General features: G+C 69.7%; 7 protein-coding genes. 3 read left to right on the top strand and 4 right to left on the bottom strand.

What is annotated here, in order from left to right:
• Positions 1-175 precede the first annotated feature (175 nt).
• Positions 176-1,126 carry a DivIVA domain-containing protein gene (locus ACIBGM_RS11910; RefSeq protein ID WP_360517593.1) on the bottom strand — a complete coding sequence of 317 codons (951 nt, stop codon included), beginning with the start codon at positions 1,124-1,126 and terminating at the stop codon, positions 176-178.
• A 72-nt stretch (positions 1,127-1,198) separates the two neighbouring features.
• Complete coding sequence (locus ACIBGM_RS11905; RefSeq protein ID WP_396385382.1) at positions 1,199-3,181, bottom strand: kinetoplast-associated-like protein; 1,983 nt, start codon at positions 3,179-3,181, stop codon at positions 1,199-1,201.
• A gap of 106 nt (positions 3,182-3,287) precedes the next feature.
• On the opposite strand from ACIBGM_RS11905, the gene ACIBGM_RS11900 reads away from it, so the two are divergent.
• From ACIBGM_RS11900 to ACIBGM_RS11890, 3 genes are all read left to right on the top strand, one after another.
• Positions 3,288-6,113 (top strand): hypothetical protein, encoded by a 2,826-nt coding sequence (locus tag ACIBGM_RS11900; RefSeq protein WP_396385380.1) that lies wholly within the window; start codon positions 3,288-3,290, stop codon positions 6,111-6,113.
• On the top strand, positions 6,110-6,625 hold the full coding sequence (locus tag ACIBGM_RS11895; protein WP_360517602.1) for a hypothetical protein: 516 nt from the start codon (positions 6,110-6,112) through the stop codon (positions 6,623-6,625). Before ACIBGM_RS11900 ends, ACIBGM_RS11895 begins: the two co-directional genes overlap by 4 nt.
• A 94-nt stretch (positions 6,626-6,719) precedes the next feature.
• Entirely contained in the window at positions 6,720-7,892 is a 1,173-nt protein-coding gene (locus ACIBGM_RS11890) for a hypothetical protein (protein ID WP_396385378.1), read from the top strand.
• A gap of 58 nt (positions 7,893-7,950) precedes the next feature.
• Here ACIBGM_RS11890 and ACIBGM_RS11885 read toward each other — a convergent pair whose 3' ends face one another.
• Together ACIBGM_RS11885 and ACIBGM_RS11880 are read right to left on the bottom strand one after the other, a co-directional pair.
• Positions 7,951-10,503 carry an ATP-dependent Clp protease ATP-binding subunit gene (locus ACIBGM_RS11885; protein WP_360517608.1) on the bottom strand — a complete coding sequence of 851 codons (2,553 nt, stop codon included), beginning with the start codon at positions 10,501-10,503 and terminating at the stop codon, positions 7,951-7,953.
• A 347-nt stretch (positions 10,504-10,850) separates the two neighbouring features.
• A complete protein-coding gene (locus ACIBGM_RS11880) occupies positions 10,851-11,180 on the bottom strand; it encodes an Lsr2 family protein (protein WP_360517611.1) in 330 nt (109 codons plus the stop codon).
• Between the last annotated feature and the right edge of the window lie 243 nt (positions 11,181-11,423).

Below are 11,423 nucleotides of genomic sequence, written 5' to 3'. Positions count from 1 at the left end.
GGGTGGTGGGGGGGGGGGGGGGGGGGGGGGGGGGGGGGGGGGGGGGGGGGTGTGTGTGTGGGGGGGGGGGGGGGGGGTCCCCCCCCCCCCCCCCCGCCCCCCCCCCCCCCCCCCCTCGACGGTGTTGGTAGAACCGGGCGACCGGACCAGGGAACGGGCCGACCTGGCTGGTGAATCAGTTCTTCTTGCTGCCGGTGGTGGCTTGTTCGTCGTCGTCGGCCAGCAGGTCGAGCGGCATCGCCGGGCTGCCGGACAGCGTCGCCAGCATCTGGCGGACGTTGGTCAGCTGCGCGTTGATGCTGTCGCGACGCTGGGTCGCGGCGGCGAGCTCACGCTCGGACTCGGCCCGGATCCGCTCCGCCTTGTCCTTCGCGGCGGCGACGATCTCCTGAGCCTGCCGGTTCGCGTCGGCCAGCTGCTGCTGCGCCAGCCGCTCCGCCTCGGAGCGGGAGCGGTCGGCCTCGCGCTGCACCTGGGCGGCGCGGTCGGTGACGGCGGCCAGCTGCTGCTCGGCCAGCGCGGTCCGGGCGGCGAACTCCTGCTCGACCTTGCCCCGGCGCTCGGCCAGAGTGGTCTCGAAGGCGGCCGCGGCCTGGGCGGACTTGGCCCGCTCCTGCTCGTACAGCGCCTGAGCCTCGCTGCGCCGCGCGGTCGCGTCCCGCTCGGCCTCGTCGCGCATGTCGTCGGCCTGGGTGCGCGCCTCCTCCAGGATGCGGGCGGCCTCGGCGTCGACCTCGCTCTTCCAGTCCAGGGAGTACTGCTCGGCCTCCTTGCGGACCTTCTTGGCGTGCGCCTCGGCGTCGGCGACGATCGCCTCGGCGTCGGTGCGGGCCCGGGTGACCAGGTCACGGGCCTCGTCGTCGGCCAGCGACAGGATCTTGGCGACCCGCTCGCCGAACTCGGTGAAGGTGGGGGTGCGGTCCTTGCTCTCCTCCTGGGCGGAGATGACGGCCGACTCCGCGGCGTCCGTCCGGGTCTGCAGCTCCTGAACGTGGCGCTGCAGCTGCTCGGACTGCTGCTGCAGTGCGGTCAGCGAGGTGGTCAGCTCACGGATGTGCTGGTCCACCTGGGCAGGCTCGTAGCCACGCAGAACGGTGCGGAACGGGGTTGGGCTTTCACTGCTCATGTCTTCTGATGCTCACTTCGGTGGGTGGGTGGATCACACATTGTCACTGACAAGGATCTGACTGTCACGTCCTCATCCTGATTCCCCCGTGGAACCCTCACTGCGGGACATTCCATCACCTGACAGGAAGCCCGGTACAGCGAGTGCCTCGATCACACCCGAAAGCTGAGTGAGCTCCTTGGTGATCTCATCACGGCGCTGGTTCAGCGCCGCGACCCTCGCCTCGGCGTCGGCGAGAAGTTTTCGGGCCTGGGCACGGACCTCTTCGGCGTGCTCACGGGCTTGCGCCTCGATCTGCTGAGCCTCGGCGCGGGACTTGCGGATCAGGTCGTGCGACTGCCGCTGGGCGTCGGCCAGGTCGTTGGCGGCGCGCTCGCGCAGCACCTGGGTGCTGGCCTCGGCCTCCGTCTCCCGGCGGTGCGCCCGCTCGACGATCTCGCGGGCCTCGGTCTGCGCCGAGGTCTTCAGCCGGTCGGCCCGGGTCTGCGCCTGAGCAGTCACCTTCTCGGCCTCGTGCTTGGCCGCGGCAAGCGTCGACTCGGCCTGCTCGGTCGCGGTCGTCAGCGTGGTCTCGGCGAGCGTGGTGAGCTCGGCGTTCTCCCGGGCGATCGCGTCCTTGGTCTGCTTGAGCCTGCTGGTTGTCCGGCCGACCACGCGGCGCAGGTGAGCCCGCTTCTGCCGCATCAGCTCGGCCGCGTCAGCTGCGGCGTGCTCCCGGATCGACTCCGCCTCGGACTCGGCGGCGCCGATCAGGTCGTCGACCGTCTTCCTGCTCCAGATGGTCTGGTTCTCGGCCTCCGCGAGCGCGGCCTCGGCGGCCTTGTTCGCGTCCTCGACGATGCGGTGCGCTTCGGCGGTCGCCGTACGGCGGTCTGCCTCGATGCTGTCGACGACGAGTTTGGCCTGGGCCCGGGCGTCGGCCATCAGCCGCTCGTTGCCCGCCTCGGCCTCGGCCTTGCGCTCGGCGATCTCGGCGACCGCCTCGGCCCGCAGCTTGTCGATCTCGAGGGAGATGGCGGCCAGCTTGGCCCGCTCGGTCTCCTCCAGCTCGGCGGTCCGGCGTTCCAGCTCGGCCCGGTTCTCGCCGCGCAGCCGCTCGATCTCCGCGTGCGCCTCGCCGATCTCGACACGGGACTTCATGCGCGCCGCCTCGACCTCGCGCTCGACCGCTGCGCGCAGGTCGGCGGCCTCGGTCTCGGCCCGCGCGATCAGGTCGGCCTCGTTGCGCACCGCGGCCTGCGAGACCAGCGCCGCCTGCTCGCCGGCGTCCTTGACCAACTGCTGCGCCTCGCGACTGGCCCGGTCGACCGTGTGCTGCGCGGACTCCCGGGCCATCCGGGCTTCCTCGAGCAGCTCGTCGGCCTCTTCCTTCAGTCGCGCCGCCTCGGCCTCGGCGGCCGCGATCCGCCGGTCGGCCGCAGCGTGCGACTCGGCCCGCAGCCGGTCGGCGGCCGCCTGGCTCTCGTTCCGCAGCTTCTCCGCCGCTGCCTCGGAGTCTGCCCGGCGCCTCGCCACCTCTTCCGCGACCGCGGCCCGAAGCTGCTCGGCTGCGGACTCCGAGTCGGCCTTCAGCCGTTCGGCGATCGCGGTCGCCTCGGACCGGACCCGGTCCGCCTCGGCGGTCGACTCGCGCTGCAGCTTCTCGGCTGCGGCGGCAGCGTCGCGCCGTACCCGGTCGGCTTCGGCGGTCGACTCGGACCGGAGGCGCTCGGCCGCGGTCTCGGCCTCGGTGCGGACCCGGTCGGCCTCGTTCTCGGCCTCGGTGCGCAGTTGTTCTGCCGCGCGCTCCGCGTCGTTGAGCAGTCGTTGTGCCGCGGTCGTCGCGTCGGTGCGCATCTTCTGCGCGGCTGACTCGGCCTCCGCCTTCAACTGCTCGCTCTCGGCGCGGACCCGGCCCGCTTCCTCGTGGGCGAGGTCGTTCTCGTACTCCGCTTGTTCCCGCAGCGTGTCGGCGATCCGCTGGGCGCGCTCGAGGACGCCACCTGCTTGCCGCACGCCAAAGGAACCGGTGTCGGCGACCGGTTCCTGGGTCAACGGCAGACGCGGTGCGTCCATGCGACGTGATGATTCCATCCCCGGCCCCCTTTCCGACAGTCCGGGTCCCATCAGCGTGGTCACAGCGTTACAACGCGGAACATGGGTGCCAGGTAACTTCTTTTTCATGCCGCTGCGCGAACTTCCCACCGAATCGAAGGCCGCGGCGGCTCTGCTCCGTACCGAAGTGATCACCCATCGGAGGACCATACGACGATCCGGACGGCACGGCGTCATGCTGGCGTGTCTCGCTGCCGGGGTGGCGTTCGCGGTCCTCGTCCCCGGTCCGGCGGGCACAGGCTGTTACCTCTGGCGGGCCTCCACCCAACCGGTCAGCGGCCGTGGCGCAGCCCTTGCCCTGCCGGTCGCGATCGTGCTCCTGGTGCTCGTGGATCGCTTGTCTGCCGACAGATTCCGGCTCCGCCGGCAGGTCCGTTCCATCGGTACGGCGGCCATCGGAGTGACCACCGTGACGGCCTGGACCGGATTCGCTGCCCAGGGCCGGCCGAGCTGTGCGACCTCACCGGCTGTGATCGGCACGATTGTCTGCGGAACGCTCGCAACAGCCGTCGCCGCGCACTGGGCGACCCGTTCGACGGCCCCCTGGACGGTCCCCGAGGAGGGCTCCGGCGAGGCGTCCGCCGAGCCGCTCAACCAGTCCGAATTGCGGGCAGTCTTCGTCCGGCTGAGCGACCAGGTCGACTCGTGGACGCCTTTTCGCTTCCAACTGTTTCCCTTCGTCACCGGCGCCCTCGCCGTCCTGCTGGTGCTCTCGACCGTGCTCCCGTGGCGCGAACTGGTCGACCCAGTCGCCCTCGGCCCGACCGCAGCCGAAGCTGGTCTAGCCCGATCTCAGCTCTGGGAGATCCCGCCCGCCCGACCGTGGGCCTTCATCGTCTGCGGATTGGCAGTGGCGACGCTGCTCTCCACCGGCCTGGTACGACGAGCAGGCGCCGTCGCCACCGGGTCAGTGGTAGTCGCAGGCCTGGTGTCCCAACTGCTGTGGCTGCCGCCGTCGTTGCCGAACGGCGTCGGCTACCGCACCGCTGTCGGCGCCTGGATCGCACTCGGCCTAGGGCTGTGCCTCGGCGCGGCGGCTGTCCTGCGTGCACACCGACGTCGACTACCCGTGCTCGCTGGTGCCGCCGCGGTAGGCGTGCTGGCCGGTCTACTGGTGCCGTCGGCGACTGAAGCGCCGTACCAACCGTCAGTCGTTGCCGGGGTCCCGCACCGGTTGCTGGACCTGCAGGGTGGCCAACTGGTCGACCGCCTCGGTATGCGCGTCTCCATTGGTACGTCGGACCCGCTGGACTCGGTGGCCTGGACACTCGACGGTTCGCCGGGCCAGTGGCTGCTGGGCCGGACCGGCTCGGAGAGCTCGACAGTCTTCGCGTACGACGACGACGACGTCGCGCTCCCCCAGGTCACGCTGAACCACGGGCCCACGCCACCCGCGCTGTGGGGCGTCACCGACAACCACGTGGTCGTGCTCGCCGGTGGTGCCCGCGGTCAGCCGTGGGCGATCCTCTCGGTGCCACTCGACCTCGTGACCGCCGACATCAGCCTGAGCCACAAGAACAAGGACGGCAGCTACTACGTCACGCCCGGCGTGGACGTCCTTGCCACCGGCATCGGTCCGGCACTCAGCCACCGCAACGCAGACAGGTCGATCGTCGTGTGGGGATCCACGACCACCTGGCAGTTCCCGGCGAACCAACTGCGCAAGGGCATCCGCCTCGCCGACTTCGTGGTCGACCCCGGCCCGGGTGCACCGGGCAACGCGGTCTCCACCGGTCCGGACGGTACGACGGCCTGGCGGACGAGCGAGACCGGGTTGGCGATGGCCCGGCCAGGTGGTGTGCCGCAGCAGCTGACCGGAGTGGCGCCGGCTGGTTGTGTGCTGAGCAGTGACGCCGCCAGCTCGTCGATGACGGTCGACGCCTTCACTGTCGATGTACGAGGCAACGTGTGGCTGGGCGGTGGTGCTCCAGCCTCGGTGATCACGCCGGACGGCGTACTGCGGAAGCTGCCCGGTGGCGCCGAGGGTGTGGACAGCATCGAGGCGCGGCCGGACGGCTCGGTCCTGTTGGGGACTTCCCCCGGTGGTGGCGATCAGGTGCTGGAGATACCTGATGCGGCCAGTGCCGCCGCGTCGTACCCGGCCGCACCTCCGCCGGACCCGCGCTGCGATCGCCGCAAGCCGGCGGACGGCACGACCACCTTCGAGGCCACTCCAGTGCCGGCTGTGCCTGTGGTGGGTGCAGCCGGTGTGAGTACGCAACTGGCGCTGGACGCGACTGGACGGCTGGTGCGGGTGCGAGTGCCGCTGGCTGCTCGCGCCTTCGCTTCTGACGGACTGGGCGGCGTGTGGTGGACGGTTGTCGACCGGCGCTCGATGGAGAGCGCCGTACACCTCGTGGGTGGTCGCACGGCGGTAGTGCGAGACCCGCAGCCGGTGCCGGGCAGCCAGAAGGGCGAGTACGCCGCAGCCGCCGGAGACCGCGTGGTGTCGGCGCTCGGCGGTGGTCTCTACAACCTCTACGGCCCCGGCGACGCGGTACGGCGGGTTCCGGTCAAAGGTGAGCTTCGTCCGAACGGGCTCGTGCAGCTCGCATCCGGCCAGGTGGCGATGGTCCTCGGCGAGCAACTCGTACTGGTCGACGACCGACCTACCGTCCTGCTCGGCGGGTCGACATCAGGCTGGCCTGTCTCGGCGACCGGCGTACCGGCCGCACAGCTGACCGCGGACGGCACATGGTTCACCGGCCCGGACGGCAAGCTCTGGGGGTACGACGGCTGCCACCTGGTGCGCGTGGACGGGCCAGGACGGGTCACCGTGATCGCGGGACCTCGGCAAGGGGTGCCACAGGCCGCGGACCACGTGACCGTGATTGGCCAGGCGCTTTACTTCCAGCTGGGCAACGAGCTCATCCGCCTGCAGGCGGCGCGATGACCGACTTCCCGGACGAGGAGCTGCCGCGCCGACTCGACGCCGTCGAGGCCGAGCTGGCTCGCTCCGAGCACCGCTGGTTCGCTCGAGTGACTCTGCTCGCCGCGATCGCCACCGGGGTGACACTCTTCCTGCCCTGGACCTACAGCAGGCGCTACGGCCTCTCGGTCTGGCAACTGGGCATCGAAGTCCAACCGACGCTGGCATTCACCTGTCTGGCCGGCGTCATCACCTCGGTCATCGCGTTGCTTCTCAAGCCAGGCATCTGGACGCAGACTGCCACCGGCATCACCGCCGTCGTCGCGATCGTCGGTCTGGCCACGGCCTGGCAGGCCACCACCATCGACACGCTCACCGACACCTGGCCGGGACCGGGTCCCGCGTTCACCCTCACCACCTCACTCCTCTGGCTCCTCGCCGCCACCGCCGAACTGGTTGCCCAGCACAACAACCCTGATCGGCCTGCGCAGGCAGCCGTTTCCGAGGCGATCACCCGGCTGCGCCGTACCCGCTGATTCACTCGCGGGAGGGAGTGCGAACACTCTCCCGGCTGAGGCGGGGACGAGCGCTCCGGCCGGACAGTGAGAGCACTGACGGCTGGAGGAAGCGATGAGCGTGGCGGAGACGCGGGAGCGGACCAAGAGTGTGCTGCCGGTGCTGGTGGCGGTGTTGTCGTTGGCCTACGCGATCGCCGGAGTGGCCTGGCTGCTGGGGGCCGGCGGGTACGCGTTCGGGCCGGTGCCGCCGGACGACGACCGGTTGTCGCTGCTGGCGCATCTGCCGGACGAGGTCGGTGCGGGGCTGATCGCCGTACTGGGTGTGCTCGGGGTTCCGGCGGCGGTCGCGCATGCGCGGACCGAGTGGAGTGCCTCGGCGTACCGGCCGCTGCTGGTCTTCACCGCGCTGCAGGTGGTGGTGTTCGGGCTGCTGGCGCCGAGTATCACCGTCGTGGTTCTGACCGGATATCTCCTGGTGCTGCTCGGTTTGCCGGCGGGGATCGTCTGGTTGATCGTCGGTGCGTGGAGGCAGCAAGCGACACGGGTGCTGCTGATCGGTGTGGCGGCGGCCTTGGTCGTGGTCGAGCTGACCACCGGGCTGTTCAACTGGGCCGCGTTCCGCGAGCTGGCCGAGGGTCTTGCCGGGGTGCCGGCGAAGGTCGGGACCACGCCGCTGTTCGTGTCCGGTGCCTTCCTGCTGAGCGCTGGCTGGGCCGTGCTGGGCATCCGCGGGCTTCGGAGTGCGCGTGGGCGGTGTCTGCGGTGCGGCCGGCCGGGCGCGAGCTGGACACGGCCGGAGGCGGCTCGGCGGTGGGGGTTCTGGGCGACGATCGTGGCGGTGCTCTGCCCAATGCCGTACGCGCTGCTGCGGATGACGTGGCTGCTGCCGAACCCGATCGGTTTCGACGCCGACGAGCTGAACGCCGAGCCCGGGATCAAGCTGTTCGGCCTCGGACTTGGGCTGATAGCACTGACCGCCGGGATCGTCACGCTCGGGCTGATCCGGCCCTGGGGCGAGGTGTGGCCGCGGTGGATCCCGATCGTCGCCGGCCGGCCGGTGCCACTCAAGGCAGCCGTCGTACCGGGGGCCGTGGCGGCCACCTTGCTGCTGGTCGCCAGCGCCTCGCTGATCGGCCTGCTCTGGACCCCGGACGCCTCGACGGTCGAGAACATCCTGTACCTGCTCATCCTCCCGTTCCCGCTCTGGGGCGCCTCCCTGGCCGTCGCCACGGCCGCCTACTACTACCGCCGCCGTACCACCTGCTCGACCTGCCACCAAGGGTGACGAACGGCAGAAGGCCCCCGCGCGGTCTGCGCGGGGGCCTTCTGTGGGTTGGTGCGGGTTACGTGTCCTGCAGGCCCGTGGAACCGGAACCCGAACCGCCGGCCGTCAGGTCGGTCAGCTCCAGGTCGGGCGTGGTGGACTTCTGGTTGCCGACGAAGGTGAAGTACTCCGCCAGGCCGTCCTCGTTCACCGTGCCCTCGGGAGCGACGTCGACCAGGACGATCTGGCCGGGCCGCAGCTCGCCGAACAGGATCTTCTCGGCCAGCACGTCCTCCACGTCGCGCTGCAGTGCGCGGCGCAGCGGGCGGGCGCCCAGGACCGGGTCGAAGCCCCGCTTGGCGACCAGTTCCTTGGCCGCCGGGGTGAGCTCGATGCCCATGTCCTTGTCCTTCAGCCGCTCCTCCACCTGCGCGACCATCAGGTCGACGATCTTCACGATCTCGTCCATGCCGTGCTGGTGGAAGACGACGATCTCGTCGACGCGGTTCAGGAACTCCGGCCGGAAGTGCTGCTTGAGCTCCTCGGTGACCTTCGCCTTCATCTTCTCGTACGAGCCGCCGGTGTCGCTCGCCTGGGAGAAGCCCAGGGAAACCGCCTTGGCGATGTCCTTGGTGCCCAGGTTCGTGGTCATGATGATCACGGTGTTCTTGAAGTCGACCACGCGGCCCTGGGCGTCGGTCAGGCGACCCTCGTCCAGGATCTGCAGCAGCGAGTTGAAGATGTCCGGGTGGGCCTTCTCGACCTCGTCGAACAGCACCACGCTGAACGGCTTGCGGCGCACCTTCTCGGTCAGCTGGCCACCCTCTTCGTAGCCGACGTAACCGGGCGGCGAACCGAACAGCCGGGACGCGGTGTGCTTCTCGGAGTACTCCGACATGTCGAGGCTGATCAGCGCGTTCTCGTCGCCGAACAGGAACTCGGTCAGCGCCTTCGACAGCTCGGTCTTACCGACACCGGACGGGCCGGCGAAGATGAACGAGCCGCTCGGGCGGCGCGGGTCCTTCAGGCCGGCGCGGGTACGCCGGATCGAGCGGGACAGCGCCCTGACCGCGTCCTCCTGGCCGATGTACCGCTTGGCCAGCTCCTTCTCCATGTCGAGCAGCCGGGACGACTCCTCCTCGGTCAGCTTGAAGACGGGGATGCCGGTCGCGGTGCTCAGCACCTCGGCGATCAGCTCCTCGTCCACCTCGGCGACGACGTCCATGTCGCCGGCCTTCCACTGCTTCTCCCGCTCCGACTTGGCGTTGATCAGCTTCTTCTCGTCGTCGCGGAGGCTCGCGGCACGCTCGAAGTCCTGCGCGTCGATCGCCGACTCCTTCTCCCGGCGCACGTTCGCGATCTTCTCGTCGAACTCGCGCAGGTCCGGCGGAGCCGTCATCCGGCGGATCCGCAACCGGGCGCCGGCCTCGTCGATCAGGTCGATCGCCTTGTCCGGCAGGAACCGGTCGGAGATGTAGCGGTCGGCCAGCTGCGCGGCCTGCACCAGCGCCGGGTCGGTGATCGTGACCCGGTGGTGCGCCTCGTACCGGTCCCGGAGGCCCTTGAGGATCTCGATCGTGTGCGCGATCGAGGGCTCGGCCACCTGGATCGGCTGGAACCGGCGCTCCAGCGCGGCGTCCTTCTCGACGTACTTGCGGTACTCGTCGAGGGTGGTCGCGCCGATGGTCTGCAGCTCACCGCGGGCCAGCATCGGCTTCAGGATGCTCGCGGCGTCGATCGCGCCCTCGGCCGCGCCGGCCCCGACGAGGGTGTGGATCTCGTCGATGAACAGCACGATGTCGCCGCGGGTGCGGATCTCCTTGAGCACCTTCTTCAGGCGTTCCTCGAAGTCGCCGCGGTAGCGCGAGCCGGCCACCAGGGCGCCCAGGTCGAGGGAGTAGATCTGCTTGTCCTTCAGCGTCTCCGGGACGTCACCGCGGACGATCTGCTGGGCCAGACCCTCCACGATCGCGGTCTTGCCGACGCCCGGCTCACCGATCAGGACGGGGTTGTTCTTGGTACGGCGGGACAGCACCTGCATGACCCGCTCGATCTCGGTCTCGCGCCCGATCACCGGGTCGAGCTTCGATTCGCGGGCGGACTGGGTGTAGTTCCGGCCGAACTGGTCGAGCACCAGGGAGCTGCTGGGAGCACCTTCGGTGGCCCCGGCTCCGGCCGACGCCGTCTCCTTGCCCTGGTACCCGCTCAGCAGCTGGATGACCTGCTGCCGGACCTTGTTCAGGTCCGCGCCGAGCTTGACCAGGACCTGCGCGGCGACACCCTCACCCTCGCGGATGAGGCCGAGCAGGATGTGCTCGGTGCCGATGTAGTTGTGGCCCAACTGCAGGGCCTCGCGCAGGGAGAGCTCCAGCACCTTCTTGGCGCGTGGGGTGAACGGGATGTGCCCGCTCGGTGCCTGCTGCCCCTGGCCGATGATCTCCTCGACCTGGGAGCGGACGGCCTCGAGCGAGATACCCAGGCTCTCGAGAGCCTTGGCGGCGACACCCTCACCCTCGTGGATCAGGCCGAGCAGGATGTGCTCGGTCCCGATGTAGTTGTGGCTGAGCATCCTGGCCTCTTCCTGAGCCAGGACGACTACCCGACGGGCGCGGTCCGTAAATCGTTCAAACATCGCCAAAGCGCTCCTTGCCTCAGAGGAGTCGGACGTGCCGTGTAGGCCGACCCCCGTACATGCATGCTAGTCCCCGGTGCCGACAGGCTCGCTGTGGGCGAACAAATGCTCACGGCTCGACCGGCGGCCAGGGAGGCATCACAAGGGAACAACCGCAGGGATCTCCAGGGTGTTCCCGCCCGGCCCGGATCGGCGAGCATGTTCGCCACCAGCGAATTTCTCGAGCTGCTGCCGAGTCAGTCACCCACCGCCGAGTCGCACGCACCTGACTGTCCACACTGTGAAACAACCGGAATGCGGACGGTCCCGACCCCCTCGCGGGGCCGGGACCGGCAGTCCGAGCGGAATTACTTGGCTTCGTTGTACGCCGCGCGCACCTCGGCGGAGATCCGGCCCCGCTCGCTCACGTCGTAGCCGTTCTCCTTGGCCCAGGCCCGGATGTCCGCGGAGTCCGACGCCGACCGGCCACGGCCGCGCCCTCGGCCCGCGGCGCCGCGCCGACCGGACACCCGGCGCCCCGCGCCGACGTAGCCGGAGAGGGCGTCGCGCAGTTTGGCGGCGTTCTTCTTGGACAGATCGATCTCGTACGTCGTCCCGTCCAGCCCAAAGGTCACGGTCTCGTCGGCCTTACCGCCGTCGAGATCGTCCTCGAGAACTACCTGCACCCTTTGCGCCATCGATGACAGTCCTTTCCGCGCCCGTCACCGGGCCGCAATCCCCCTGCCGTTTTGTTTGCACCTGATTTGTACCGCACCAACCGGGTTCGTGTCATTCACCCTCCACAATATGCAGGAAAGCTGTGACTAAACCCTCCGGATGACGAGGGGGTCCGAGCGACACTGTGCAGCCGTGGTGACCTTGAGTATTCACAGTCCCTGAAACCGGCTGGACCAGAATAATTCGACCCCGGGATTCAAAGT

Source organism: Kribbella sp. NPDC050470 (assembly GCF_044458365.1).
Taxonomy (GTDB): domain Bacteria; phylum Actinomycetota; class Actinomycetes; order Propionibacteriales; family Kribbellaceae; genus Kribbella.
This window is presented reverse-complemented; position numbering and strand designations above follow the sequence as displayed.